The sequence below is a fragment of the Bradyrhizobium sp. CCGB12 genome (assembly GCF_024199845.1).
In the GTDB taxonomy this organism is placed as follows: Bacteria; Pseudomonadota; Alphaproteobacteria; order Rhizobiales; family Xanthobacteraceae; genus Bradyrhizobium.
Genome location: NZ_JANADO010000002.1, coordinates 358724 through 385354 on the forward strand (window position 1 = coordinate 358724; position 26631 = coordinate 385354).

25 protein-coding genes and 5 pseudogenes are annotated in these 26631 nt (G+C 60.5%); 16 read left to right on the forward strand and 14 right to left on the reverse strand.

Annotated elements, in window-relative coordinates; translation table 11 throughout:
- Positions 1 to 75 precede the first annotated feature (75 nt).
- Together NLM27_RS43075 and NLM27_RS43080 are read right to left on the reverse strand one after the other, a co-directional pair.
- Complete coding sequence (locus NLM27_RS43075) at positions 76 to 396, reverse strand: hypothetical protein (protein ID WP_254149361.1); 321 nt, start codon at positions 394 to 396, stop codon at positions 76 to 78.
- A 443-nt stretch (positions 397 to 839) separates the two neighbouring features.
- Complete coding sequence (locus NLM27_RS43080; protein WP_254149362.1) at positions 840 to 992, reverse strand: hypothetical protein; 153 nt, start codon at positions 990 to 992, stop codon at positions 840 to 842.
- A gap of 277 nt (positions 993 to 1269) precedes the next feature.
- Here NLM27_RS43080 and NLM27_RS43085 point away from each other — a divergent pair, with 277 nt between their 5' ends.
- The 3 genes from NLM27_RS43085 to NLM27_RS43095 all read left to right on the forward strand — a co-directional run bounded on the left by NLM27_RS43085 (position 1270) and on the right by NLM27_RS43095 (position 4044).
- Positions 1270 to 1671, forward strand: a complete 402-nt coding sequence (locus NLM27_RS43085) for a cytochrome c family protein (protein WP_254149363.1) — start codon at positions 1270 to 1272, stop codon at positions 1669 to 1671.
- 221 nt (positions 1672 to 1892) lie between these two features.
- Positions 1893 to 3152, forward strand: a complete 1260-nt coding sequence (locus tag NLM27_RS43090) for an NRAMP family divalent metal transporter (protein WP_254149364.1) — start codon at positions 1893 to 1895, stop codon at positions 3150 to 3152.
- Between the two features lie 7 nt (positions 3153 to 3159).
- Positions 3160 to 4044, forward strand: a complete 885-nt coding sequence (locus NLM27_RS43095; protein ID WP_254149365.1) for an NAD(P)/FAD-dependent oxidoreductase — start codon at positions 3160 to 3162, stop codon at positions 4042 to 4044.
- A gap of 1317 nt (positions 4045 to 5361) precedes the next feature.
- Here the strand turns inward: NLM27_RS43095 and NLM27_RS43100 are convergent.
- A complete protein-coding gene (locus NLM27_RS43100; protein ID WP_254149366.1) occupies positions 5362 to 5628 on the reverse strand; it encodes a hypothetical protein in 267 nt (88 codons plus the stop codon).
- A 1694-nt stretch (positions 5629 to 7322) separates the two neighbouring features.
- Between NLM27_RS43100 and NLM27_RS43110 the strand changes: the two genes are divergently transcribed.
- On the forward strand, positions 7323 to 7541 hold the full coding sequence (locus NLM27_RS43110; protein WP_254149368.1) for a hypothetical protein: 219 nt from the start codon (positions 7323 to 7325) through the stop codon (positions 7539 to 7541).
- Between the two features lie 98 nt (positions 7542 to 7639).
- On the opposite strand, the gene NLM27_RS43115 is transcribed toward NLM27_RS43110, so the two are convergent.
- Entirely contained in the window at positions 7640 to 8173 is a 534-nt protein-coding gene (locus tag NLM27_RS43115) for a DUF1003 domain-containing protein (RefSeq protein ID WP_254149369.1), read from the reverse strand.
- A gap of 218 nt (positions 8174 to 8391) precedes the next feature.
- Here NLM27_RS43115 and NLM27_RS43120 point away from each other — a divergent pair.
- A pseudogene (locus NLM27_RS43120) lies at positions 8392 to 9747 on the forward strand (IS1182 family transposase).
- Between the two features lie 647 nt (positions 9748 to 10394).
- Positions 10395 to 10640: a hypothetical protein gene (locus tag NLM27_RS43125; RefSeq protein ID WP_254149370.1), complete on the forward strand. Its 246-nt coding sequence runs from the start codon at positions 10395 to 10397 to the stop codon at positions 10638 to 10640.
- A 251-nt stretch (positions 10641 to 10891) separates the two neighbouring features.
- On the opposite strand, the pseudogene NLM27_RS43130 reads toward NLM27_RS43125, so the two are convergent.
- Positions 10892 to 11110 (reverse strand): annotated as a pseudogene (locus tag NLM27_RS43130) (hypothetical protein).
- A 750-nt stretch (positions 11111 to 11860) separates the two neighbouring features.
- On the opposite strand from NLM27_RS43130, the gene NLM27_RS43140 reads away from it, so the two are divergent.
- The 4 genes from NLM27_RS43140 to NLM27_RS43155 all read left to right on the forward strand — a co-directional run bounded on the left by NLM27_RS43140 (position 11861) and on the right by NLM27_RS43155 (position 13519).
- Entirely contained in the window at positions 11861 to 12079 is a 219-nt protein-coding gene (locus tag NLM27_RS43140; RefSeq protein WP_254149372.1) for a hypothetical protein, read from the forward strand.
- Positions 12080 to 12328: 249 nt separating this feature from the next.
- Positions 12329 to 12541, forward strand: coding sequence for a low affinity iron permease family protein (locus NLM27_RS44310; protein WP_375142355.1), 213 nt, complete (start codon positions 12329 to 12331; stop codon positions 12539 to 12541).
- A 35-nt stretch (positions 12542 to 12576) separates the two neighbouring features.
- Complete coding sequence (locus NLM27_RS43150; RefSeq protein ID WP_309144820.1) at positions 12577 to 12909, forward strand: SemiSWEET family transporter; 333 nt, start codon at positions 12577 to 12579, stop codon at positions 12907 to 12909.
- A complete protein-coding gene (locus NLM27_RS43155) occupies positions 12893 to 13519 on the forward strand; it encodes a cysteine hydrolase family protein (RefSeq protein WP_254149373.1) in 627 nt (208 codons plus the stop codon). The genes NLM27_RS43150 and NLM27_RS43155 overlap by 17 nt, the downstream gene beginning before the upstream one ends.
- Positions 13520 to 13915: 396 nt before the next feature.
- On the opposite strand, the gene treZ is transcribed toward NLM27_RS43155, so the two are convergent.
- From treZ to NLM27_RS43180, 5 genes are all read right to left on the reverse strand, one after another.
- Entirely contained in the window at positions 13916 to 15811 is a 1896-nt protein-coding gene (treZ, locus tag NLM27_RS43160; RefSeq protein WP_254149374.1) for a malto-oligosyltrehalose trehalohydrolase, read from the reverse strand.
- A gap of 797 nt (positions 15812 to 16608) precedes the next feature.
- A complete protein-coding gene (locus NLM27_RS43730) occupies positions 16609 to 16944 on the reverse strand; it encodes a DUF1488 family protein (protein WP_256570475.1) in 336 nt (111 codons plus the stop codon).
- A gap of 63 nt (positions 16945 to 17007) precedes the next feature.
- Entirely contained in the window at positions 17008 to 17163 is a 156-nt protein-coding gene (locus NLM27_RS43170; RefSeq protein WP_254149376.1) for a DUF6894 family protein, read from the reverse strand.
- 1108 nt (positions 17164 to 18271) lie between these two features.
- The gene (locus NLM27_RS43175; protein WP_254149377.1) at positions 18272 to 18451 is read right to left on the reverse strand and encodes a hypothetical protein; all 180 of its coding nucleotides are present in this window, start codon (positions 18449 to 18451) and stop codon (positions 18272 to 18274) included.
- A 293-nt stretch (positions 18452 to 18744) separates the two neighbouring features.
- The gene (locus NLM27_RS43180) at positions 18745 to 19056 is read right to left on the reverse strand and encodes an FAD-dependent oxidoreductase (RefSeq protein WP_254149378.1); all 312 of its coding nucleotides are present in this window, start codon (positions 19054 to 19056) and stop codon (positions 18745 to 18747) included.
- Between the two features lie 320 nt (positions 19057 to 19376).
- On the opposite strand from NLM27_RS43180, the gene NLM27_RS43185 reads away from it, so the two are divergent.
- The gene (locus tag NLM27_RS43185) at positions 19377 to 19658 is read left to right on the forward strand and encodes a DUF3606 domain-containing protein (RefSeq protein WP_254149379.1); all 282 of its coding nucleotides are present in this window, start codon (positions 19377 to 19379) and stop codon (positions 19656 to 19658) included.
- Positions 19659 to 19682: 24 nt separating this feature from the next.
- A pseudogene (gene glgX, locus NLM27_RS43190) lies at positions 19683 to 21919 on the forward strand (glycogen debranching protein GlgX).
- Here the strand turns inward: glgX and NLM27_RS43195 are convergent.
- Complete coding sequence (locus tag NLM27_RS43195) at positions 21916 to 22173, reverse strand: hypothetical protein (RefSeq protein WP_375142365.1); 258 nt, start codon at positions 22171 to 22173, stop codon at positions 21916 to 21918. The pseudogene glgX and the gene NLM27_RS43195 overlap by 4 nt on opposite strands.
- A gap of 621 nt (positions 22174 to 22794) precedes the next feature.
- On the opposite strand from NLM27_RS43195, the pseudogene NLM27_RS43200 reads away from it, so the two are divergent.
- Together NLM27_RS43200 and NLM27_RS43935 are read left to right on the forward strand one after the other, a co-directional pair.
- Positions 22795 to 23071 (forward strand): annotated as a pseudogene (locus NLM27_RS43200) (DNA polymerase/3'-5' exonuclease PolX); the annotation flags it as partial.
- A gap of 35 nt (positions 23072 to 23106) precedes the next feature.
- On the forward strand, positions 23107 to 23280 hold the full coding sequence (locus NLM27_RS43935) for a hypothetical protein (RefSeq protein WP_254149380.1): 174 nt from the start codon (positions 23107 to 23109) through the stop codon (positions 23278 to 23280).
- A 648-nt stretch (positions 23281 to 23928) separates the two neighbouring features.
- On the opposite strand, the gene NLM27_RS44315 is transcribed toward NLM27_RS43935, so the two are convergent.
- Positions 23929 to 24276 (reverse strand): hypothetical protein, encoded by a 348-nt coding sequence (locus NLM27_RS44315; protein WP_375142356.1) that lies wholly within the window; start codon positions 24274 to 24276, stop codon positions 23929 to 23931.
- A gap of 313 nt (positions 24277 to 24589) precedes the next feature.
- Between NLM27_RS44315 and NLM27_RS43215 the strand changes: the two genes are divergently transcribed.
- Together NLM27_RS43215 and NLM27_RS43220 are read left to right on the forward strand one after the other, a co-directional pair.
- The gene (locus tag NLM27_RS43215) at positions 24590 to 24790 is read left to right on the forward strand and encodes a hypothetical protein (protein ID WP_254149381.1); all 201 of its coding nucleotides are present in this window, start codon (positions 24590 to 24592) and stop codon (positions 24788 to 24790) included.
- Between the two features lie 18 nt (positions 24791 to 24808).
- Entirely contained in the window at positions 24809 to 25204 is a 396-nt protein-coding gene (locus NLM27_RS43220) for a hypothetical protein (RefSeq protein WP_254149443.1), read from the forward strand.
- Positions 25205 to 25833: 629 nt separating this feature from the next.
- Here NLM27_RS43220 and NLM27_RS44320 read toward each other — a convergent pair.
- Both NLM27_RS44320 and NLM27_RS44325 read right to left on the reverse strand, forming a co-directional pair.
- Positions 25834 to 25884, reverse strand: a pseudogene (locus tag NLM27_RS44320) (hypothetical protein); the annotation flags it as partial.
- A 557-nt stretch (positions 25885 to 26441) separates the two neighbouring features.
- Complete coding sequence (locus tag NLM27_RS44325) at positions 26442 to 26630, reverse strand: helix-hairpin-helix domain-containing protein (protein WP_375142357.1); 189 nt, start codon at positions 26628 to 26630, stop codon at positions 26442 to 26444.
- Between the last annotated feature and the right edge of the window lies 1 nt (position 26631).

Sequence of the window (26631 nt, forward strand, 5' to 3'; positions counted from 1 at the left end):
GGTTGCGAGTTGTGGAAGCTAAAATCGCCGTCCGACTTGAGACATCGGAGCGACGGCTCAAGCCGCAGCGGCGCACTACTTGCCGACCCTCGTTTTCAAGTCCCGGCCGCGAAAGCCGCCGGTGCGTTCCGCAATGAAATGAGCGACGAATTCAGAAGCTGATTCCGGCGTAAAGCCGAAGCCCACGGTTCTCAGGAGCCTCGAGTGCGCCTGCCTGTCAGCTTCCCCCTCCCACAGCTCGGCGTAAGCCCACAAGACGTCTTCGTCGACGAATGCGGCAGTCTCGGTCAGACGGCGGAAAATCTCGGCTGCTTCGCTGCGGCGGGCGTGATATGGGCCCATCGAGCGCCAGAGCTCAGCATGCTCGAAAAGCTCACGAAGGGTCAGTCGAAGCATGTCCATGTGCATCAGAGATAACGGCCCGAGCCACGATGGTTTCTATTGATACAAAGCCATGTCCGCCAGCATTAACATGGGTTACTGCGAAGCTTGGAAACGCCCAATGGCGATGTCTCAGCCAGCGCGCATCTACCACGGCGTTCCCGCCTGCGTCGTGCTGCGGCTGGGCGCGTAACGGAGGGCCGGATCTGCTGCGCTCTCTGCGTCACCTCACCCCTAACAACCTCGGCAGATGCTTTTGATCTTCTTCTCCAACGCTATGTCGGCCGGATCGCGCGGCTGATCGCCAGCGGACCTACCCGTGACCGGCTGCTCCGCCGCGGGCGTCCGGCGTACTGATCCGCCAAATCATCGAGGTCGTCGAGGGGATCAGTCTCTCGGACTTGCTCCGAGAGACGTCTTCGACACCATGGTGGGTGCCCGGCGAATCCAGGGGCACCTTACGCGTCGCGGCGGCTTCTCTTCGCGATGCTGCCGCTATGGAAGCGAATGCGTCGCGGCAAAACCGGCGTGTCGACCAGCTTCGCCCCATCCGTGCTGATGGCATCCTTCGTGACCTGGATGACGTTGCTGCTGACCGGCTTCGGCCTCATCGCTCACGGGCTCTCCCCGCCGAGCGGACAGTTTCGAGCAGGCGGCGTTCATCGCGGGCAGTGGGCTCGCCACCGTCGGCTTGTCGGGTATCGAGGCGGCTTATGCGTTCGACCCCCTGCGAAGAGATGTCGAGATCCGGAACCTGGGCGGCGAGGCGCCTGGTCCGCTCGCGCGGATACCCGATGAATCGGAGATCGTGACTTCGGAAGGAGCAGGCCGAGATCCGCCTCCGCGATCTGAAGGACGAAGCGAGGCTGGAATGATGCCCGCGAGCCCATGAATGGCGTGGAGCCCGAGTGCTCGGAAGATGACGTCCAGCGCGAAGAGCTTGGCCCCGCGGCGTCCCTGGACGGCTACATCCAGAACTCGCCGGACAACATGGCCGCCTGGATCGAAGATCCGCAGCGGGCGTTGCCGGGCAATGCCATGCCAGAATGGCCTCCCGCAGGAGGACGCGTGCGACATCGCGGCGTTTCTCAACACGCCTTCGGGCACTGCCGAAGGGCGATCCAAAGCGCCGCAAGCCTGTCATCGACATCGCCGCGCGACTACTGGGATGGCGTCCGCAAGTGGCATCGAAGAAATGGTTTGAAGGGCCACAATCCCCCTATTTTCCATTGCGAATCGCCGGCGATTCACCGGCGCTTGCACCAGCGATCGTGCCGCACCGGCAGCTAACGCGGCGCGGTTCACTGAACATCGCTGATCGGGATCGAAATGGACTATCTCATTGAATCTGTTTTCGGATGAAGACCGGATCATGCTCTGTTAAACGAAGTTCGTGCGTAGCTTCGATCCCACGAGTTCGCCGCTTAATTCCGAGCCGGCGGTGAGCTGCAGGAACGTTCGCATCGCACGGGTATTGGCTCGGTACCAACATTGATCGCGGTGGTCTGATCATGCGGCAAGGAGCGCGGGCTAAAGAGCCGCCACCCTCTCGGTCAATCGGCGGTTCAAATCGACGCGCCTTTGCTCGTGCACTCGGCCTTGGGTTGGTGACGGGCGCAGCAGACGACGACTGTTCTGCGATAGGAACTTACGCGGGCGCGGGTGCTCAATTCGGCACGTCGCTCCTATGGACCGCGCCCATCACTTTCCCCATGATGTTCGCGGTTGTGTACCTGTCTTCCAAGCTCGGACAGGTGAGCGGGAAAGGTCTGTTTCACGTTATTCGGGAGAATTATCCGCGCTGGGTCTTGTGGCCTCTCGGCGGAATGGCAGCAGCTCTCGGGCTCTTCATTCCGCTTCCAGCGCCCATTGTTGTTGTCGCCGTTGCCGCCGTTATGGTGGCGCTGCAGGTGTGGGGCTCCTACGAGCTGATCCGAAACATCTTCCGATGGCTTGCGCTCGTTCTATTCGCCTATGTAGGCTCAACACTGCTTGCGAAACCCGATCCTTGGGAGGTTCTGCGCGGCACGTTCGTGCCGACAATCCAGTTCTCCCGAGAGTTCCTGTCTATCCTCGTCGCCATCATCGGCACTAGCCTGTCGGCTTATCTTTACACCTGGCAATCCAACGTAGAAGTCGAAGAGAAGATTGCGCAGGGACGGGTCAAAGTAGCCGAGCGCCAGGGCTCCAGTGAGGCTGACCTGCAAAAATCCCGAAAAGATATCGTAATCGGAATGCTGTTTTCCAACATCATCATGTACTTCATCATTCTATCTACCGGAGCAACGTTGTTCAAAGCGGGCCAGACCAACATCGAGTCCGCAGCGCAAGCTGCCGATGCCTTGCGTCCGCTGGCAGGCGATGCTGCAGGCATCCTGTTTGCACTCGGCATCATCGCGGTCGGCTTCCTGGCAATTCCAGTAATGACAACCGGCGCCGCCTACGACCTTTGCCAAGTCATGGGCTGGAAGAGCAGCCTCCATGCGAAGCCCAAGGAGGCGCCAACGTTCTATCTGGTCATTGCCGGCTTCACCGTCGTTGCCGTCTGTTTGAATTTTCTTGGACTGAACCCGATGCGAGCCCTGATCTATTCCGGCATCGTTCAGGGATTTTCGACGCCGCCGCTGCTTCTGTTCATCCTGCTGATGACCAACAACCGCCGCATCATGGGCGACAAGGTCAACAGCCGGCCGCTCAACATCCTTTCGAGCGCGACGGTGATCGCAATCTTTGCCGCGAGCATCGGCTTAATTATCACGTGGTTCATATGAGGGTGCGATGTTCCTCGATTGCTTGATCGTCGGCGGCGGGCCTGGCGGGTTAATGGCAGCGATCTACCTGGCGCGCTTCCGCCGCAGCGTTTGTGTGATTGATGCTGGAGCAAGCCGCGCCGCGCTAATCCCCCGCAGCCACAATCTACCCGGTTTTGCTGGCGGCTTACCCGGAACGGAGCTTCTGGCGCGGATGTCCGCGCAACTCTCGGAACTCGAGGTGCCTGTGATCAATGCGGAGGTCTCGGCTCTCGACAAAACGCAGCATGGATTTCGTGCGACCTGGACCGGCGGAGCTGCCGATGCCGCGACCGCCGTTCTCGCTTGCGGCTTGGTCGACATCCGCCCCTCATGCGAAGAGTGGCAACTTGCCGTCGGTGAGGGGCTCTTGCGATATTGCCCGATTTGTGACGCCTACGAAGCGATAGGGCGTCGTATCGCCGTCGTGGGGCCGCTGGAGCATGCTGCGCCCAAGGCGCTGTTTCTGCGAGGGTTCTCCCGGGACTTAACCGTGCTTGCGACGCGCATGGATAGCGAGGACCAGAAGTCTGCAATCACCGAGGCTGCTATTCAGCTTGTGGACACGCCGGAGGTGAGATTCCGGCGTGCCGGTCACAAGCTGGAGGCCATTTGCGCCGGGGCGACACTACAGTTCGATATTGTATACCCGGCCATGGGCGCCGACGTGCGGTCTCAGCTCGCACTATCACTTGGCGTCGCGCACACAGCTGAAGGCTATCTCAAGGTGGACGATCATCAACGGACTTCGGTCGCTGGTCTCTATGGTGTCGGGGACATCGTGACCGATCTACATCAGATCTCTGTGGCCATTGGGCACGCCGCCGTCGCCGCCTGTACCATTCATAACAGCCTCCCTCCACGTCTGGCGTAGCAGAAATGCTTGGAACGGTCCCGGCATCGCCAGGAACGCTCTTTTGGTGGAGCTTGGCTGTCGCGGGGCAACTCAATATCGCGCGACTGTCGCCCCTTCGAACTTGAAGGCGCCGAGAATAAGATCGGTATCGCCCCCCGAGTTGAAGTCGGTCACGCCACCACCGCTGGGGACGTTGTAGGTGATGCTGTGGGGGTTTCGAAGTACCCGACGCCCAGCGACCAATTCTGGGCAAAAAGAACTCGATGCCTGCACCCACCGCCCGCCGAGACGCGTGCTATGGCCGATCTCGGACGTCCGCCTCCCGCGGCGAGGAACCGGTAGTTGCGGTCGGTGATTGCCGCGCCGCACGTTGTTCCACGCAGATCCCAGCCGTTCCCGTGAACAGCCCGAAGGCGTCCATCCTGGAGCGAACCGTGCCGGCTGGCACGACGAGGCTGGCGGTGCCCCCGAAATATCGGCCCAGTCGCCTTGAGCCTCGAGGCCGAACACCCAGCCTGCATTCTGCCAGGGTAGCCAAACTGCCCGCCGACGTTGCCGCGGTCAGCATCGTAGCTCCCGATCAAGGAGGCGGTCGGATCGAATCCCCGCCGGTCGCGGTTTGACCTTGCAAGCTATCGATGCGCCCCTTACGACACTGTAACAGCGCAGCAAGAGAAAGGCGTCCGAGCCTTATCCTGTTTGAAGAGGCAGCGTTGCAGTGCGAGGCGCTCGTCTTGGACCAGCGAACCTGCGCGGGCGAAGGCAATCAGCCAGAATAATTTCTCAGCGACATAGGATCACCAGAGCAACGACGGAGTGTTCGCTCATTCCTAGGCTGCTTGCGGAAGTAGTCGCTTGGTGGTCGTTCTAGTTGCCCCTTTGACACGCGCTGCCCCCCTGACCAGCTGGCTTTAGCCTCGCAACTCTTGTCCGTTTTCATCTGACAATGACAGAACGATCAAAGTGTGCGGCTATCTCTACCGCGGCCCAAAGTCTCCTCATCGAAAGTCAGCGCCAACGAAAAGCGGTCCGGAGGTTCCGGCATAGTTCAAACCCTCGCGTTCGATCGCGGGAGATGGTCTCTCTAATCGATCTTGGATGGCATGACCGATCATTGCGCGAAGATGAGGTAGAGACCAGCGACTACCATGAGGACGCCGAGAACGGTGGTCGCGTTGGCCGATTGCATCGCAGTCCCTCGATGACACCAGTACCCTGCCGCTTCACATGAACAACCTGTCTTAGGACCATGACAGCAATGCTTGGCAAAATCAGACGGAGTTGAATGGTTCATGCCTCGGGGTCGCTGTCGGAAAACACGGGCGGGGAGCCCGCTTATTTGGGCTCCTTGTTTCGAAACGGATCGGCGGCCTCGTCATAACCCCGCCGGCTGCTAAAGAACATCAGCGCCATCAGGCCGCAACCGATGATCAGCGAGAAGAACGAGCCAAGGCCAAGGGCAATCCAGCCGTTCTCGTCCATGGCGGCGTCGTCCACACCGTTGGTTGCGCTCCAAGCCCATGCGATGCCGAACGCGGCAAGACCGAGCAAGATGAGCAAGGCGGCGATGAGAAGAACTTGACTGAGGTTGATGCTGCGCATGGGCGGCTCCCTTGGACGGGCAACAATAGGGACATTCGGCGGTTCCTAATGCGGCGTTCGATAGGCACTTCCGGCATCTGCAGCGGTTACTGCTACAAATTTTGACTACAGGACTTTGGCGATGAAGCTGCGCGCTGCTTCAATGCCATGCCCTTAACGGAAGGAACCGATATGAAGAATCTCACGATGATCGCGCTCGCCGTCGCCCTTTTCACGACATCTACCGCCAGCGCACAAAGTGGATCGGGCCCATTCAGCACGAACTCGAGCATTAGCTCATCCGGCACGGGTGGCAAGACTGGCGCAGGAGCTTCAAGCCTGAATACGCCCGCGGACAACAATGGAGGCGGATCGAGCGCACCGGCAAAATCCGTGCCTGCGTCCCCGACCGGCACGACTCCCGGAGCGACGCAAGGAAGCGCGGCAACGAAAACCGGGACGTCGGAGTCCGGCCGGAAATAGCAGCCGGGCAATCTCTGCGGCCTGCGCTTTGCGGACGGCTTATTGCCGTTTCATAGCCGGCTTCTTGTCCTTGCGCAGTGCCTCGAGGATGGACCTGTCGATCTTGAGATGCACCTGGACGATTTCAGGCGACGTCAGCGTCGACCAGACGTCCATGTACCGCGGGTGATCTGAACAGTTCGAGAAAGGTGAGAGGCTCGTTTCCGATGTTCTCCACGAAGTGGCTCATTGATATCGGGACGTAGCTGACGTTGCCGGCCTGAAAGTCGAACGCGCGCCTTGCCCTCTGCAGCGAAGACAGTCATGCGGGCCTTCCTGTGATGAAATATTGTCACTCGTCCGCATTCGGATGCGAGTGGACCTCACGCATGTGCCGGGATCTACCTCCACGTGCGCAGCGGCGACGTCGGTCGAGATCGGAAAAATACGCGTGTCGGCGATGTGCACACTGCCACCGGTCGAGTTCGTCAGCTCTTCCTTGAGAACGCAGCTGCCCCGATTCTTTACGCGATCGGCATCCAGCGGCGGAGGAGGGTCGGCCTGGAAGATGAAGAGCTCCTCCTTCCGCAGCTTCTCGAGTTCGGCCGCACAGGTTGCGCTGCTACTTCGTGTGATGGAGGCAGCGCTTCATCGTATCCCAAAGCAGAGGGTTAGTGGCGTTTCGACCTAAGAACGCATCGTGCTTGGAAAGACGCAGGACACTCGCCGCACGCCTCGTAAGCTCCTTTGAACAATTCAGTCTGCTTCCGGTGATGCTTGGCGGCCGGAAGATTCGCCCATGGAGATTGCCATGTCTACTTCGGTGGCCGAACGCCGGGTGAGCGAAGCCACTCGCTCATGTGCAAGACCATCTCGCACTGGCGAGCCTTTCGCAGCAGCTTTGCGCGCGTTATTCCAGGTGGACGCTGAGCGGCGCGCCCGCGGAGTTGCTTGGCCTCCAACGCGAGGCGCTCTTCGAGAGTTGTGGTGTGTTTAAAGCGACGCCGCTTCGACATGGCGCTGCTCCTTGTTTCGGGCAGGCGCAAACGGCTTCCAATTTGCCAAGTATGCGCGTGCTAGAATTGAAACTTGCGCCTCCTGCGGCTCCCCATCAAGAAAACGATAGGTAGCTCAATGCGTTGCTGGCACTTTCGGCCAACTGGGCTGTCTTTCAGATAACCTATGTGAATGAGGCTTGAGAGCCAAAGGAGTAAAAGACGCCTTAGATACCTTGTATGCTCTGGAGGTCTCAAATGGGCGAGCTGAGCAGGGGTGAACGTCTCCAAATCATGCTGTCGAGCGAGGAGCTTCGCGCCCTCAATACGTGGCGTTTCGCGAAGCGGATGCCTAGCAGAGCCTCAGCGATAAGGGAGTTGCTAAGACGCGGCCTCGCCGCCGAAGGATTTTTGGAAGCCGAGGCGGGTCAGCATTCTAAGGACTTCTCGGTGCTGCGGGATGACGCCGCTCGGTAGAATGTGTCCGCGGGATAGAGGAAGCGAACAAACGAGAGGCGGAAGCCAGCCACGTGCCAGAAGCAGTCATTTCGGCTTCTGTCGTGGCAGGAGCGGCGTTAGCCCTTAGTCTCTTCGATCTTATCGAGAACTCGCTCCGGCGCGATGTCTGAGGCAGCTTCCTGAAGCTCTTCGTTCTGGCGGGGATCGATCTCCATTTTGGAGGCCATTTCATTCAGGAGCGCGACCACTTTTGTAATCTCATGTTCAGTGAGGAGACTGATCTGCAGATCCAGCTCCGCCCTCTGATCCGCTTCGGCCGCCATACGATTTTGAGAGATCAGCACAAAAGTCGAAAGAAAGATTGCCTCTACGGAAGCGATCATAGCCAGCACTACGAAGCTTTCATCCCATGGTGAAATTCCTGGGAGCCACCGGACGTTTGCGGCTATCCAAAATCCAAAAACAAAAACGTGTAGATAAACAAACTGCATGCTGCCGGTGAACGAAGTTATCGCATCGGCGACCTTTTGCTGAATAGACGCGTCGGATTGCTCGCGCTTCCTGCGTTCAACTAGCGCTTGGATGTTCCGCTCGAGAGCGGGCGTAAGCCCCGGCGCAGCATCTGGGCGGGGCGCCAGGGGCTTCTTCATGCGTAGGAAACGAGCGCGCCTGAGGACGGTTCCTAGATTACCTCGGTCAAAAGCAGCCATCAGTCTATCAGTCGGGCGGCTCGGCTTCCCTCAGATAGGAAGGTCGCGACGACTCTTGTGGTATTCAGCTTGGGGCCAATTTTGTTGCAAAAATCAGTTGAGACGAGCGGGCCAGCATGATTCCGTTGTGTTGACGCGAATCGCGACGAGGTCGATCCATGATGGGCCAAGGTCAACTGTTCTACGAGTTTCATCTCAGCGACGCGGTTCCCGAAGATCATCTGGTGCGGAAGATAGACACTGCGCTCGATCTGTCTTGGCTTCACAGCGAACTAGCTCCTCATTATTCGTCCATGGGTCGCCCGTCGATCGATCCGGAGCTGATGATCCGGATGCTGATCGTGGGATATGTCTTCGCGATCCGCTCGGAGCGGCTGCTCTGCCGTGAAGTGCAGGTGAACCTCGCCTATCGGTGGTTCTGCAAGCTCGGTATCGAGGATGCTATCCCGGATCATTCGGCCTTCTCGCGGGCCCGCAATGAGCGCTTCCGCGAGGGAGATGTCCTTCGTCGCGTGTTCGAACATATCGTCGAGGCGTGCATTGTGGCCGGTCTGGTTGCTGGCGAAGGTTTTGCGGTAGACGCGAGCCTGATCCAGGCAGATGCCAACAAGCAGCGCTCGATCGCGGGTCAGAATTGGCGCAGGGATCGCGATCCGGCGAGGTCAAGCCGCGCGGTGAAGCAGTATCTGGCAACCCTCGACGATACGGCGTGGGGTGCGGCCAGTGACGTTGTCCCGAAGTTCATCTCGCTGTCCGATCCCGCGGCCCAGTGGACCGGAGCTCACAAGGGACCAGCGTTCTTCGCTTACTCCGACAATTATCTCATCGACGTGAAGTTCGGCATCATCGTTGATGTTGAGGCGTCCCGCTCCATTCGCCAGGCCGAGGTCGGAGCGGCGAGGACAATGATCGAACGAACAGAGGAGCGCTTTGGTCTCAAGCCGGAATGGCTTGTCGGGGGTACCGCTTACGGGACTGCTCCGATGCTGAACTGGCTGGTCGAGGAGAAGGGCATCGCGCCACATATCCCCCGTGTTCGACAAGTCGAAGCGAGATGACGCTACCTTCTCGCGCAGCGACTTTCGCTATGATCCGACCAGCGACGTCTACCACTGCCCGGGCGGAAAGCGGCTCGGGACGAGCGGCACCGTGCACGAGGGCAAAACGCTTCTGTATCGTGCGAGCAAGCTCGACTGCGACGCATGCCCGCTTAAACCGCAGTGCTGTCCAAAAGAGCTATCGCGCAAGATCCCGCGCGACATACATGAGCACGCCCGGGATGTCGCCCGGTCGTTCGCTGGCACCGAGAGCTTCGCGACCTTGCGACGTCAGCGCAAGAAGATCGAAATGCGGTTTGCGCACTTGAAGCGCATCCTGAGGCTTGGTCGGCTTTGGCTTCGTGGCCCACGGGGCGCCCAGGACGAGTTTGTTCTGGCTGCCATCGCTCAAATCTGAGGCGCCTCGCGTCGCTCGTTGCGCGACCACCCCCCGCTCATGCTCTGTGCATTGCGTAGCGTAGGAGTTGCGTTGAGAGCGTCAGGGTCGGCGGATCAAAGCCGGCCGGCCTTACCGAATGGCCGAAAGATATCCGTCGGTTACAGCCGACTTTTGCAACAAAATCGGCCAAAAGGTGACATTCGCATCTGCCGGTGCTGTAGGCCCATGTTGGCGAGCCTGCTCTATTGGTTAAAAGTAAACCGTATTGACCTAGGTTAGGATGCTGTGGGCGCGGAAAATTGTTGGCGCGAACTCACACAATTGACCTTGGCTCAATACATTCCACACCCAGTCGTTGATCCGTCCACCGGAAAGCGGACAGCCGCACTGGGTTGCTACAGCCCAGGCGTCCCCCGAATTCCCGCGCCAGGGTGTCGCTACTCAGTGCTCTTTCGATCGCCTGCGTGCGGCTCGGGCCAGGAAGTTCTGATGTTGTTCGATGCGTATAGCGTCATTAGATTCGTTAGCGCGTGCGAAATCGCTTGGGCTGACTTACCGCCAACGACTCACGTTGAGGCCGGGAGGGCGCTCCAGCCTTGATCCCAAGACGCTGCCGTTGGCATTTGCCTCATCAGCGTGTTTCGCCTGGTGGGTGAGCTGTCATGTAGGATGTCGTAATGGTCAGAAGATGGACAGCCGCGGTACCAAGTTGCTGCAAGTCAGGATGAAGCGTGTACTCGCCCGCGGCGCGGCGATAGGCAATTGTCACTGTGGCGTATGCGTCCGTTATAAATATCGCCGATTGGTCTTTGCCGTCATCGCCCTTTTTGCTGCGTCGCTTTACAACGCCGAACGCAGTTTGAGCCGTGGCTCCGGCGATCTGTGCATCCTCCGCGACGGGATTAGTGAATGGTCGGCAAGCGGCGGATGCGCCCCCGATGGCCTCATAAACTCGCAGCTTGCCAGCTGAATCCGATGCTAAATAACTTCGAAGAAAACGTTGCGCTCGGCGAACAACGTATCTCCGATCCTCTTGGATTATCTTCCGTCGGGGGTCTATTTGCATCCAGCGAAACATGCTCGGTCTCACTCAATTGCTCGTCTCTTGCGGCCGACTAGGGCGTGTACTCGTCACGTCAGCTTACAAACGCAAAGCGGACGTCTTTCACCTTGAGCGCGATCGGCGGCTTGTGACTCGCAGACCTATCCTGCGGAAACCTTCTACCGAGCGGCGTCATCCGGCAGCACCGAAAAGTTCTTAGAGTGCTGACCCGCCTCGGCTTCCAAAAATCCTTCGGCGGCGAGGCCGCGTTTTAGCAACTCCCTTATCGCTGAGGCTCTGCTCGGCATCCGTTTCGCGAAACGTCACGTATTAAGGGCACGAAGCTCCTCGCAAGACAGCATGATTTGGAGACGTTCTCCCCGGCTCAGCTCACCCATCTGAAACCTCAAAAGCGTACAAAGGCTCCTAAGGCGTCCATTACTCCTTTGGCTCAAATGCCTCATTCACATAGGTTACAACCTAGTTGGTCGAAAGCGCCAGCAAGGCCTTGAACTACCTATTGTTTTGTTGATGACGAGCCGCACCAGGCGCAAGTTTCAAAATTAGCACGCGCATAGTCGGCAAGTAGGCGCCGATTGCGCCTACTCAAAAACAAGGAGCAGCCATGAAGAAGCGGCGTCGCTTTAAACAAACCACAACTCTCGAGGAGCGCCTCGCGCTAACGGCCAAGCAGCTGCGCGAGGACGCAGCTCAGCGCCCGCCGGGAATAAGGCGGGAAAACCTGCTCCGAAAGGCTCGCCAATGCGAGACGGTCTCGCACATGAGCGAGTGGCTTCGTTCACCCGGCTTACGGCTACCGAAGTAAACATGCAATCTTCAATGGGCCAATCTTCAGGCAGCCAAGCGATCATCGGAAGCAGATTGAAATGTTCAACGAGCTTGCGAGGCGTGCGGCGAATGTCCTGTTTTCCAAGCCCGACGAGTTCTTGGGCCGCAAGACTCAAGAGCCCTTTCCAGTAGAGCCCAAAGATTAAGACCAGATAGGAGGCAGGACCTCGGCGAGCAAATGACTCCTCGCAAGTTGGCAACGCGTCCGTTCAGCCCCGTTCACCAGTCCCTTCGAGCGAGCAGGCGTGGACCGCTCCATGATCCGCAAAGTCCGTTGTGCGGTGTATAGAGTCCGTAACATGCTCGACGACAAATCCACTCGCAACCGATTTGATAAAGTTAGCAGCAGCTTGCGTCTTCACAGCTGCCGCGAAGATCTCTTTGTTAACCTGAAGTTCGAGCGATATATTCTTGCCGGCATGGTCGATACCAACGATGACATCATCCGTGGGATGGAGGTCGCCTTGCCGCGGAACAGCAACACTGGCGACAATGCCAAGCTGCCCCGCCGCAGATAACTCACCTCCACGCATCCCGACCTCATCCGCAAAGATCTAGAGCAGTAAAGCTCAAGGTCGAGCCCAAGGAGCTTCAGGAGAACTCGAATGCGCGCAAACCTTTCCCATCGGGGATGCCTCCGCGACTTCGCACGCGAGGGCGGCTGGTTCGTCCGCTTAGCGGTCACCACGTCACGGTCTTAGGACGCCTGGCGACTTTTCTGCTCGCAAACGCGGTCGTAGTCGTCCGGGCGGTCACCGGCCCGATCTTTGGCTTCAGCGACATGGCAGCTCGTCATCAACACCGGCACCACCATCATCACCTTCCCGATGGTGTTCCTCGTCCAGGCGGCGCAGAACCGTCAAGTTGGACGAGCTCATCGTCGCCACCACGAACGCCGCCATCAGATCACGGGCATCGAGAAGGCGCCGGGCGAGGAGATCGAAAGCGCAAAGGCGGCGGTTCTTGAGCAGGCCGATTGAATAGGAACGGCGGCGCCCGCTTGCCGTTATCGTCCGTGTCATCCCTTGCTCCCTACATCGGCGGTATCGCCGCATTTCTTGCTTCGCTCTCGTACGTGCCCCAGGTCCGGAAGGCCTGGCCTCGCGGGTCTACGGCCGACCTCTCGCTGGGCATGCTGACAGCGCTCACGCTCGGTCTTTCGCTATGGATCGTCTACGGGGTTATGCAAGGAGATTGGGTCATCGTCGGATCGAACCTGGTCGGCGCCGCGCTCGCCGGAATCGTTCTCGGTTGCAAGGTCCGCGACCTCTCTCTGACGCAGGAACGACAGCCGCGCCCCTCCGTCGAGACCATCGATCGAGGAAGAAGCCATGTCAAAGAACGGTGAGCTGAAATACGGCCCTCCCGGCGCCGATGCCATCCATATCTGCGTCGACATGCAGCGCATGTTCGCCGAAGGCACGGACTGGAAGATGCCGTGGTTACCGCGCGTCCTGCCCAACGTGGTGGAAATAACGGCGGCCCATCCGGATCGCACCGTCTTCACCCGGTTCATCCCAGTCAAAAAGCCGGGTGACGGCGTCGCCATGTGGAGGCGCTACTACGAGCGCTGGAGATCGATGACCATCGACGAGCTCGGCCAGGACATGATCGATCTGGTCCCGGACCTTGCCCGGTTCGTTCCGCCTGCGCGCATCTTCAACAAGCATGTTTATTCGCCGTGGACCGGAAGCGATCTGGACGCTCAATTGCGAAACGCGGGGGTCGACACCGTGATCGTCACCGGCGGCGAGACCGACGTCTGCGTTCTTGCCACCGTACTCGGCGCGGTCGATTGGGGCTTTCGGGTAATCCTCGTCACCGATGCGGTCTGCAGCTCCGCGGACGAGACCCACGACTCCATGATGAACATCTACTTGAACCGGTTCGGGCAGCAGGTCGAGTGCGTGACGACGGATATGCTCCTCTGCGACTGGCCTGGGGGTGCCCGAGCGTGATTGGTTCGATGACTCCAATTACCTCGTGCAAATACTTCTTCCTTCCGAAGGAGACGGGCCATGGCGAGCGAATTCCTGAGAATCGGTTCGACAACGTTATGAAGGAGCGACCGAAGTTCGTCGGAGCCACTAGCTTTGTACGGGCGCCCGGCGAGGGACCTGTGGAACGGCGACGGCGGCACCGAACGGCGTCGATGGCCAATTGCGGCGCAGGATGTGCACGTTGCTATCGTCCCGCGGCTCGCCCGCTTTGACGGGCGCGGATTCATTGCGTTCGTCGACCCGGGCATTGGTTGCTGCTGTGATCGGACGGTGGCTCGGGTTATTCGGTTATGAGGCGTCTCCAGGAGATTTACTCGCTAACGGGGGCGACTCTTTTGCGTTCCTGACCGCCGGTCAGCCCTCCTGCCCCAGTCGCACGATGATGTTGTTCGGCAGGAGTGCGTCTGTGTCTGCCGAGCGTAATCGCCATAACTCGTCCCCGCCGATGAGTTGTGGCATCGGCAATTCATGGTCGGCGAAATTCACGACGATCTGCAGGATCTCTCCGTCCGCTGTCCGCCAGCGGACGTCCAGGCCGCCAGTGCGTGCGCCCTCTCCCAGCGATTCGCTTCCGGCCAAAACGAAGCCGCGCTTGATCAGCGGCACGATCCTGTCTTGGCGGATACGCAGCAACCGGATTGTCAGCGCGCGGAATTTCCGGCCGACGGGAGAGCTATCGATGCTCGCCCAATCGAGCTTCGAGGCATGAAAGGTCCGCTCATCGCAAGGATCCGGAATTTTGGCACGCATCTCGGGCGCCGAAAAACATTTGAAATGGGCGAACTCCCTCCGTCGTCCTTCCCGTGTCAGCTCGGCAGCCTCACCCGCCCAGTCCGCGAAGAAAAGGAAGGGCGTGTCGGCCGCCGCCTCCTCGCCCATGAACAGCATCGGGATGTGCGGATTAAGCAAGATCAGCGCCAACGATTGACCGAGCTTTTCGGGACTGACCAGTCTGGACAGGCGTTCCCCCAGAGCGCGATTGCCGACTTGGTCGTGGTTCTGCGCGAAGAAGATGGTCGCTTCGGGCGGCAGATGATCGCTCGGCTCGCCGCGCGGCGCATCGTGAAGCGGGAAGATCTCGCCCTGATACGCAAATCCCTGCGTCAAGGACCGGGCGAGATGTTCGAGCGGCTTGTCGGCAAAGGCGCGATAATAGCCTTCGTTTTCGCCCGTCAGTAGGACGTGCAGCGCATTGTGGAAGTCGTCGCCCCATTGCGCGTCGTAATGCCTCGCTTGCCCCTGTGAGCGACCGAGAAGATGCGCCTGGTTGGCCTCGTTCTCCAGCATCAAGTGCACGCGACGGCCGGGCAGCTCGTGGCGTATGGTCTCGGCGAGTTCGACGAGGAAATGGCGATCGGAATCATCCTTGAGAGCATGGACCGCGTCGAAGCGCAGCCCGTCGAAGCCGTAATCGCGCAGCCACATCAGCGCGTTCTCTATCAGGAATTCGCGGACGAATGCGCCATCGCGCCCCTCGAAGTTGACGGCAGGCCCCCACCACGTGGTGTGGCGCGCCGTGAAGAAGCTCTCCGCGTAACTGTGCAGATAGTTCAACTGCGGCCCAAAGTGGTTATAGACAACATCTAGATAGACCATGATGTCGAGGGCGTGCGCCGCCCGCAGCAGGCCCTTGAGGTCCTGCGGACTGCCGAAACGCGCGTTAGGTGCGTTCAGGAGAACCCCATCATATCCCCAATTATACCGACCAGGCACGTCGTGGAGCGGCATCAGCTCGATGGCGGTGATGCCGAGATCGCGCAGATAGGGTAACCTCTTCTCCACACCAGCATACGTTCCCTCTTCGCTGAAAGTACCGACATGGAGCTCGTAGATGACGGCTTCGGCCCAAAGGCGGCCCGGATAGAGGATGGCGTCCCGAAGCGTCGACGTATCAAGCACCTCGCTGGGCGCGCCTACATCGTCGGGCTGAAAGAAGGAGGCGGGGTCGGGAACCGCCAGATTCCCGTTGATCCTGAATTGATAGCGCGTACCAGCACGCGCGGTTGGGCTAAGAAGTTGATACCAACCCTCGTCGTCGCGCGGCATCCTGTGCGGCGGCCTTCCGACCTCCAACAGCTCGACCGAGCCCGCGGATGGGGCCCAGAGATTGAAGACCACCCCGTGGCCGACGATCTGAGGACCGTGGCGACGGGCCTGTCCGGCAATTCCCAGTTTCTGATGCAACCGCTGGCCTTTCGTTTGTATCCACGGATATTCGGCACGCGTTGGCGGGATCGCGACGGACATCATTGATGCCGCTTTACGATCGCTTAAGCACGCGTGAGGACAAAAAAGTTGGCGTCGCCGCATTCGTTCCTCGCGAGCCGAGCCCTTCCATGACAGACCTGACGATCGCCAGCAGCGCACGCGCATCGCCGTGTACCTTTTGAACAAGGAGAAGCGGAGGCGATCGCGCGACTTTAGCAACCTTTGTTGCGGCGCAGAATTTCTCAATTCATGAGGTGACGCTGTTCGCGAGCGGCGATGCGATCACCTCAGCCGAGCTGGTGCCGTGTTCGAAGATGGCGCTGCGCCTCGATCCCTCGGCGAAGGACATGGCACCACATCACGTCATGATGCTGGACCAGGTGGTAAGGCGCGCCGACGAATCGACGTGCTCCATTCTTCATCGACCATCTGCCCTATCCCTTGATGCGGCGCTATGCCGACCGGACCTGAGGACTTTGCATGGGTGGCTCGACCTTCCCGATTTGATGCCGTTCTACTCCCCTTTCCCCCGAGCCTCGCTGATCTCGATCTTGGATGTACAGCGGTCCGGTGCGCGCTCACCCACACTCCACGGGCGGCGACGTCGCGCGGCAGGGCATCGCGATTGTCGACCGTCTTGGATGGGTGGACCGGACTAGCAGCCATTCACCGCGAGCAGCTGTTCGTGGACTTCTTCGGCGAAGCTTTCGTCGTAGATCGCTGGGCGGGCGTCGATGCCGACGGCGCCGAGCGCTTCAAAGACCCGCACGAGGACGGCTGTTCTGATCCCGGCGCGCGGTTGCGTCGCCTCGCCGCCTACTTCTCACTCCTTGCCGCCGTCAGGGGTTCTGCCGGGCAAGCTGCTCAGACCCAATAACGGGCGTCTGCTTGCCTGCATCGAACTGTTCGCTCGCTATCTGCTCGATTGTCCTCCGATGTCTCTTGAACGTGCCGGCGATGTCATTCGCCTCCGTGCCATCGGCGACAGCGCGATCGCGCAAGGCCGACCATTCGACCCTGCACTCGATACGGCCGATACCGTCGAACATCGCGAACAGAACAGCTTCGGGCTTCGCGTCCTGAACTCGCCAGAGAGATCGGGGGAAAAGGGCATCTCGGATCTCCGTCCGTACTCGGTCACGAGAGGTTGCTGCTTTTCGCCGCCGCGACTTCAACAGTAGCCGACACGATCATGATCGGCACTTCTTTCGTTCTTACGAGGAGGGACAGCTTCTCGGCTAGGACCGAAGGGCTGTGGTCTCGTATCCCTCTGCCAAATATCTCATCGCGGCATCCCGGGCAGCCTCGAAGTCCGGAAGCGCTTCGCCCTGATCGTCAATGATGGCGCCGGCCGTGTCCTGATAGTCGAAATAGAAGCGCATGTGGGCCAACACTGTCTTGCTCCGGGCGTTCCCACTCTCCGAGGAGACATCGCGAAGCTATTGGTCTTACCTACTGAAACTAAACATGAGCCGTTCTGCCAAAACGCTCATCCTTCCACTCTCTTCAAGGCTAGATTCCCTTAGTGCAGAATAGTTGGGCTAGACGCGTTCCCGAGCGCGACGTGCAAAATCTTGGAGCGATTGCTATCTCGCCAATTGTTTGCATTGGGCTAGGTTGCATTCGGAAAGGAGCCATGTAGCGCTTACCGCCATGCGCGGTGCCTGAAGCGAAGCCAACCTCACGTGCGGTTTTTGGCCCGCCACAAGCGGGAACGCCGTGTGTAACGGGCTTTCATTGGGAGGTCTGGACAAGGCTACTTCTGATCGACGTTACTGGTTCCGGACCCCGGAGTGCCGATTGGCAAGCCGTTCGCGGCGTGACCGACGCCAACGCCTGGAGCACTGACGGCGCCGGGAGCTTGGTCTTGAGGAAGCGTCTTAATGCCCGTTCTTGCTTGTTCGGCGGGGGTCATCTGCCGGCCGTTGTTGCCGGTCGTTGGCGTGATGCCAGACCTGTCGGTCCTGCTTTGCGTCGCCGTCGATCCAGTCGCGGTATTGCCCGTGCCCGAACTGGTCGGCGCGGCAGGTGTGCTTGCTGTATTCCCATTTGGCGTCGGGGGCTGAACGTTCGGATGAATTGGTGAGTTGTTTGTGTGGACCCCAGTCGTGCTGTTGTTGGTGCCCGTGCCGGATGGTGCCGAGGGGCCGCCACTCGCGCCGCCGGACGTCCCGACGCCTGCGCCTGAACTCGCGGATGACCCGGACGCCCCGCCGCTTGAGGCCGCCCCACCGGCGCCTCCACCAGCACCACCACCCCCTCCGCCTCCTTGGGCGAGGATAGGAGTAACAGCGAGGGACAACGCAGCTGTGAGAAGAAGAGATTTTCGGTTCATGACCTTCTCCCGATGGAAAGAAAGTCAATGGCGTGAAGGAGGCAATAGTTCCTGGGTGGACCACTCCTTTAGGGGCCGTCCCACTCCCGCCCTCTCCCTTCTTCATGTGCGAGTGAATAACGACTTCGACGTCGTGGCGACAACAAGGACTCGAGCCGCGATGCTCTTCAAGCCGACCAACGATCCTGTTCTTCTTGATGAGCATGCTCGTTGAGCCGTTCTGGGAGCTTGTCAGCGAGCTCTGGGGTCTCGGCAACAGCGACAGGTTCGTCCTTCTGAGTTCGCGGCGTCTGATTTTCGACCTTCACCGGGAAGTCATCAGGTTTGAGAGGACTATCTTCGACCATGTGGCACCTCGACGCGATTCAGTTTCGATCTGCTTAGGCCCGAGCTTCAGGGCGGTCGGTTGCAATCAGCTTCGACAGAGGGACGAAGTTTGGCAGATTGCGCTGACAGGTGCGCTGGCGATGGGATAGATCGCTGCCGACTCGCGCAAGGTGATCGTGCCGTTGCCGGTGGGGCAGGCGGAGGAAGAACAGGAGCCGGCGGGTCCCGAGGAACTACCTTGGTCTAGCACTATTGTGCCGAGCCCAGCTTCGCCCACTAACGAATGTTAAGGCAGCAACCTATTCGAGATGCCTCAAGGATTTGGATTCTGTTGGGGAGCAACCTGCTTTCCTCTCAAGAGGAAGTATGCAAAGCGAAACGTATAATCGGACAACCCGCCGCGCCTGCGGAATGCCTTGTTGATCGCAACGGCCGCTTTCGCGCCCTCGCCTACGGCAACGGCAACGAACCGGACGTCACGCGACACGTCGCCTGCGTCATAAACGCCCGGCACGCTCGTTCTCTCCGTGGTCGGGTCCGTAACTACTCCACCATTTTGGTCACGGCGGCAGCCGAGACGTCTTGATAGGTCAGCTGCCGGACGGCAGCCTCTTGAGAAGAACATGCCGGTCGCGCAAGATCAGGTCCATTTTCGAATACAATCGGAGTGATTTGACCTTCTTTGCCCTCAACGGCTTCCGCGCTAAACAGCGCTTCACGGCTGAGTGGATCGCGATAGATTATCTGGCCGCCTAGAGCCGATTGCCGGTGCTCCGGCAAAGCTGAGTTCGACGTGCTTACAATTCCCGAAAACGAAGACGCGATCAGGATACAGGAACCTTCGTGAGTCTGGTATGGGCCGCCAGCGCGGGCTGACGTCGTCTGCCCCGGCACTGGAACAGAATTGCAGAGCGGCGGTTACGACCACACACAGGAGTTGCCGCCATGCGCCGCTCGACACCGAAACCGATCCGCAACAAGCTCGACCTGACCGATCGCGTTCAAATGCGCCTCGTCAGAAAACGTCTCGGTCTCTCCGATGCCGAGCTGACCGCCATAGTTGGCCGGATCGGAAATTCGCTCTCGGCGATCAACAAGGAAGCCACCCAGCAGCGCGTCGGCGCGCCGCCAGACCCGGCCGATGTGCCTCCCGCGGCAGTGATCGCCTCTGCCGCAGCCAGCGAGCAGGCACAGACCGAGATTGCCGCGACGACGCCGACATCCTGACCAGACTTTTCCTTGGGGGCAGACATGGACCAAAAGACGCATCCGGACGACGCCCTGACGCGGGCGGTCTCGAGCCTGCGCCGGTCGCGGATCACTGAGGGAAAGCCGTTTCCGCTCGGCGCCACTTGGGACGGCCTCGGCGTCAATTTCGCGCTGTTCTCGGCCCACGCCACCAAGGTCGAGCTCTGCCTGTTTGACGACGACGGCGAAACCGAGCTCGAGCGGCTCGAGTTACCGGAATATACCGATGAAGTCTGGCACGGCTATCTGCCCTCGGCGCGTCCCGGCGCGGTTTACGCCTATCGCGTCCATGGTCCTTACGAGCCCGACACCGGGCACCGGTTCAATCCCAACAAGCTCGTACTCGATCCGTATGCAAGGCAGCTGGTTGGTCAACTGCGCTGGGGACCGGAACTGTTCGGCTACCAGCTCGATCACGCCGACAAGGACCTCTCCTACGACGAGCGCGACAGTGCGCGTCTCATGCAGAAATGCAGAGTCATCGACCCCGCCTTCACTTGGGGCGCGGCGCGCAAGCCCGAAGTGCCTTGGGAGCGGACAATCGTTTACGAGGTGCATGTCAAGGGGTTCACCCACCTGCATCCGCTGGTGCCGGAATCAGACCGAGGCACGTTCTTCGGCCTCGCACACTCCGAGATCCCCGCCTATCTGCGCTCGCTCGGGATCACCAGCGCGGAGCTATTGCCGATCCATGCCTTCGTCGACGACAGTTATTTGGTCGAGAAAGGGCTGCGCAATTACTGGGGATACAACTCGATCGCCTTCTTCGCGCCCGAACCGCGTTACCTGAAGACGCCCTTCGCGAACGAATTCAAGGCGATGGTCAACCAGTTTCACGCCCACGGCATCGAGATCATTCTCGATGTCGTCTACAATCACACCGCCGAAGGCAACGAGCTCGGCCCGACCCTGTCGTTCAAGGGTATTGATAACGCCAGCTATTACCGCCTGCTGCCGGACAAGAAGCGCTATTACATCAACGACACCGGCACCGGCAACACGGTGAACCTCTCGCATCCTCGCGTGCTCCAGCTCGTCGCGGACTCCTTGCGCTATTGGGCGACCGAGATGCGCGTCGACGGCTTTCGCTTCGACCTAGCCACCATCCTGGCCCGCGAGCCCTACGGCTTCGACGAAGGCGGCGGCTTCCTCGACGCCTGCCGTCAGGATCCCGTGCTCTCCAGCGTCAAGTTGATCGCCGAGCCTTGGGACATCGGGCCCGGCGGGTACCAGGTCGGCCAATTTCCACCGGGTTGGGCCGAGTGGAACGACAAGTTCAGGGATACCGCGCGCGCGTTCTGGAAGGGAGATCCGGGCACCCTCGCCGATTTTGCCAAGCGCGTCTCGGGTTCAGGTGATCTCTTCAACAAGCGCGGTCGTCGGCCATGGGCCAGCGTCAATTTCGTCACTGCCCACGACGGCTTCAATCTCAACGATCTTGTCTCCTACATGACAAGCACAACGAGGGGAACGGCGAGGACAATCGCGATGGCCACAGCAACAATCATTCCTGGAACTGCGGCGCCGAGGGGCCGACGGATAATTCTGAGATCACAGCGCTCAGAGAGCGGCAGAAGCGCAATCTGCTCGCGACGATGCTGTTGTCGCACGGCACACCGATGCTGCTCGCGGGCGACGAGTTTGGTCACACCCAGAACGGCAACAACAACGCCTACGCTCAGGACAACGAGACAACATGGCTCGACTGGATGAGCATCAGCGCGAACGGCCGAAACCTTCGTGAATTCGCCCGCAAGCTGATCGCCACCCGCAAGGCCTTTCCCATCCTGTATCGCAGCCGCTTCCTGGTCGGTTCCCACAACGAGGAGCTGGACGTCAAGGACGTAGCGTGGCTGTCCCCGTCCGGCGAGGAGATGACGACCGAGCAATGGCAGGACGGCAACGCCAAATGCTTTGGCATGCTGCTGGACGGGCGCGCCCAGGAAACCGGAATCAAGCGCCGCGGCTCAGACGCGACCCTGCTGCTGGTCTACAACGCCCATCTTGACGTCGTGAATTTCACTCTCCCTGAAGTCACCGACGGGCGCATCTGGCTCGCGCTGGTCGACACCAACCAGCCGAGCGCGCCCATGGCAGAGTTCGAGTTTGGACACGCTTATACCGTGACCGGCCGATCCCTGCTCGTCTTTGGGCTTGTCAACGAGAGCACCGCGACGCGCCGTCTACGACAAGGCCTCGGAGCACTTCTCGACATCGCCGACACGCCGCTGTCCGACTAGCCGTACCGCCTGAAGGCGGGGCTCAGCGGTCGACCTCGCCGAACGATGTCCAGCGAGCCCAGGTTTGCGGAACCGTCAGCGAGCAAGTACCCCTTGCAGCGGAAGTCCATAGCCTGGAGATGGCAAATCCCGGCGACGGATCTTGCACTTGTGGGCCTTGCTGGTTCATCCGAGACAAGAAAGACGCCAAGCTCCCCTTTCGGAGCCTGGACCGCGACGTAGATCTCCCGGGCGGCCGGATGCCGCAGGGGCAGGCGTTCTTATTGAAAGGCACCGTAGTCATGGTCGCCGCCGGTCGCAGGCACAGTTTCAGCAAGATGTCTCAGGATCGGATCATGCTGCTGGAAGGCCATGGCGTCGAGGCCGACGCCCACGCGGAGCCGTTTGTCCAGCAGCGCTATCCGCCGCCAGCCCCGCCTACTAATCTGCGGCAGGTCCACCCGATATACCGTCCGAGCGCTTCGCGTCTATTCTGGAAGCAGGCTTTCAGGTCGCAGCAGGTGACCTGGGTGAGAACATCACCACTACCGGCCTGTGTCTGGAGCGAAATGCCGCTCGAGACACAAATTGAGCTCGGACCAGCGGCGATTATCGAGCTAGCCGGCCTCCGGACCCCGTGTGTCCTTATCCAAGTGCTCGCGTCGGCGAGAACGGACTCTCCATTTAAATGTGAGGTGCTGGGCGTGGTACGGTCCGGCGGACCGGTCGCGGCCGGCGATGCCGCGCGGGTTCGGCTGCCGTCCTCCGCCTTCCGCGCTTTACGGGCTCTGTAAGCCGGTGCCCGACTCGGCCCTCTGATGGCCGAATCCAAACGCAATCGGTAGATCCGGCTTGCATGGCCGCGAACAAGGTAACGGCGGTACGTTTGGGGCTGGCGAGGCTATCGACAGCATGACGTCGTCGTTGAGATCAACGCCCACCCATGGCGGCTCGATCTGGATTGGCGCTGGCACCAGACGGCCCTCGACTTCGGCTGCATGCTGAGCATCAATCCAGACGCGCAGTCGGTCCCCGAGCTCGACCACATGCACTGGGGGTCGAGATGGCGCGCAAGGGCGGCTTGCCAGCGGACCGGGTCCTGACGCGATGACGTTACCGGACATCACCCACTACCTTCGCCAAAAGCGACGGTCGTTCGCCCGGGCGGCCTGATGCCGCCGGCGCACTCGCTTTGGCCGGAGGGCACCGTGGTCGCGGTCGCCGCCGATCGCCGTCACCACTTCAGCAAACCGCCTCAGGATCGGATCTTGCTGGTGGAAGCGCATGGCGTCGAAGGCGACGCCGACGCCGGCGGTTTGTCCGGCACCGCTATCTCGCCCGTCGCCAGCCGCGCCTCCCGAATTTGCGGCAGGTCCATCTGATTCCATCCGAGCACTTCGCATCCCTCCTTCGAGCTGGCTTCGAGGTAGGAACGGGTGACCTGGGCGAGAACATCATCACTGCCGGCCTGGACCTCGAGCGGATGCCGCTTGGGACGCACATCGAGCTCGGACCACGGCGATGATCGAGCTGACCGGCCTCCGGACCCGTGTGTCCTCATCGATCGCTTCCGGGCCGGTCTAAAACGGCGGGTCCTCTCGCCGGATGAACTGGGCCCTCCATTCAAATGTGGGGTGTTGGGCGTGGTTCGGGCTGGTGGACCGGTCGCGGCCGGCGACACCGCGCGGATTCGGCTGCCGTCCTCCCCATTTCGCGCCTCGCCAGCTCTGTAAGAGCCCGGTCCACAACTCGGCTACCTCATGGTCGAATCGAGATGCAGGCCGGTAGATCGGGCCGACGTGGCCGCAAACAAGGTTACGGCAGGACCCTTGGGGCTGGGCAGGCAATCCAGCCGCCGCGCCCAGCTGGCGGCTTCTTCTTTGGCGTCGATTTCACCTCAAGAAGCGTTCGCTCTCGCTCGTTCGCGGGCCTCGCGGCGACCGTTGCGGCGTTCGCGCCGCCGCTTGGCACGATCGGCGGGCTGTGGCAGCGGATGAACCGGCGCTGTCTCCAATACCGCTCCGGTACGGTCATCGGCCAAGGCCGCTTGCACTGGCTCGAGTTCCTCCCCGGGCGGGCTTCCATGAGTTCGAGCACAGCCCGACGCTGGGCCGCGATCTTCCAGCCCCCGTTGATGCGTTCGACAAGGCCTTGGGAAAAGATATCAAGATCGGCACCCGCCCGCGAGGCGCCTTGTCCGGTCCGCCCATTCGCGCCGCCACTGGTTGCCAGGATGGGCGCCCTACCGAGCTCACCCGGATATCCTTAACGTCCTCGGCCGTTCGCCGCAGAAGAACATCGGCCTCGACGTTGTTCTCGCGAAAGGCCGTGACGTACTCCTGCAGCCCCAGGCTGCACAGCCACTTCTCGATGTCCATATCCCAGCTCCCGGTGGCGACGCCGGAAGGCTCCCTCAAGTCGGCAGACTACCATGGTCGGATCGAGGAGGTCCCGCGGGTAAATCGCCGCTCCTGAAGGGCAGCTAGTGGCCCCAGCATATCCGCTCTGCCCAGTTAGTTCACATGTCGACCTGCTCTGTATGGCACGCTAGTAAACTGACCTACGCTGACCGTCGTTCGGACTTGAAGTCTATTGTTTCGTCAGGTGTTCTGACCTCTGCAAGTTAACATTTTTGATTCCCAAATGTTTGAAAGCTCACCAAGATGAAGCTTTATTCAACGAGGGCATTTCATGTTCGATGCAGCCACCACGGCGCTTTTGCGCGCTGTTTTTGACGAAGTCTGCGAAAGCATTTCTTGCCACGAAGTCGGAGCACGTACCCACGTCGCGTCGACGATCCTGGAGGCTGCGAACAGAGGCGAAGTGTCGCCGGATGGCCTCAGGCAAATCGGGCGTGAAGCTCTGTCCCACGTACCGACGATGTGGCGCTGATCGAACGGGGCGCAGCAGGTGAATTTCCAAGTCACGGTACTAAAGATTCTGGTGAGTTATCCGGATGGCTTTGCCGTGATGGAAGATCTGAAACGCGACATGGCGCTGCTGGCGACCAGCGGTCGTGACTGGGCCGACCGCACCAAGCGCCTTGCGGCGCGGGTGCCGGATCTCGACATCTTTTCCCAGGGTCTGGTCGAACGCATCAGCGGGGGATGGAAGATCACGGTCGGGGGTCGGGAAGTGCTCGAATCCATGGAAGCGCACCGGGTCCCGACCGCGCCGGTCGAGGCGCCTCCCGTCCAGGAGGCCGCGGCGTTAACCCTGCCAACCCAAGTTCCTCCACTGCGACAGCCAGCCGACCGCGCGAAGCGGCGACGCGAACGCCGCGAGCTTCGCCGTGAGGCCTCTTGATCTGATATCGGCCAAAGAAGAAGCCGCCAGCTAGGCGCGGCGGCTTGGTTAGGCCCGGGCCTGGCACACGCCCGAAGGATCTTCTCGACGTCGATATCGTAACCTGACTGCCGCTTGCGTTGTCGTCCAGTCATTATGGCCGATGATGGTGGCGTGAGGGTTGGCGATGGCTCGAAGCAGGCGCTGCGTCTGGACCTTGCGGTCCAGTAATGCTCGCGACCACGAAGTCGAAGCACTCCAGCACGTCGTCCGCGTAATCCAGCAAGCCGTCGGCCAGAATGTCGGTCTCGATGCCTTTGAGGATTCAGAAATCCTTGCCGAAGCGCTCGTTCAGTCGGTCTGCTTCCCGGTGCTGCTGCGCGATCTCCTCCAAAGAGAGACCGCCCGCATAGCGCCGATCGGCGACCCCGAAATACTCGAAACCGCGCTGGTGCGTAGCCTGCCATCGTCTCCAAGGTCTCGGTGCCATCCGAGGCATCCGTGTGGCAGTGAAGGATTCCTCGTAGGTCCTTGTCGGTGACGAGCTTCGGCAACCTGCCCTTCAGAGCTAGCTCGATCTCGCCGCGCCCCTCTCGGAGTTCGGGATCGATGAACGGCAGGCTGAGAGCGCGATAGATGTCGACCTCGTCGCCAGCGACCAGAGTGCGGCCCTTGTGCAAGCCATCCGTGTCCAACCGCATTCTTTCTGTGCGGACAACTCTTTGACCTGCTCGATGTGAGCCGCCGAGCCTGTGGCGAAGAGAAGGGAGGCGCCGAAGTGTTGGCGGTCGGAAAAGCGGATCTGCAGTCCGTCCACCGCGGATGCATTCGACGTGCCGGCGACCTTAGGCACTTCCGGAACGATAGTGAGGTCTCCGACCAGTTCGCAGCCTCGCCGGAAGTCGCCCGCGATCGTCACCCGCTTGAGCTCGAGCCTAGCTTTACGGATCGTGTCCTTCGCGTGCGCGAGCAAGGCGGCGCGGTGCAGGTGGAGGCGGCTGCTCCGCTTTTCGCGATAGCCAGGTTCTGCAGGACCTTGGTCTGCAGCGCAGCGCCGAGGCCTTTGGCTCTTTTGATGCGGTCGTCTTTGGCGGCGGCCTCCAGTTCCGCGAGCGAGTTGATGCCGAGATGCTAGTAGAGACCCAGCACTTTCTCGGCGCGGAGACCAGGCAGGGCAAGCGTCTCAAGCACCCCCTCGGGAACCTCCTTCCAAGGCTCGGATGAGCGCCCGTCTTGTGAAGCTTGGTGATGAGATCGGCTATCTCGTCGCCCACGCAAGGGATGTCCGTGAGCCGGTCTTCGGCGATGAGCACCTCCAGAGGGGGACGAGGGCCGCCAGGCTATCGGCGGCCCGAGAATAGGCTTTTGCCCGGAAGGGGTTGCCGCCACGCAGCGCAGTTCGTTGCGCATATTCCCGCAGAAGGCTTGCTATGGCTTGAGGGCCCATG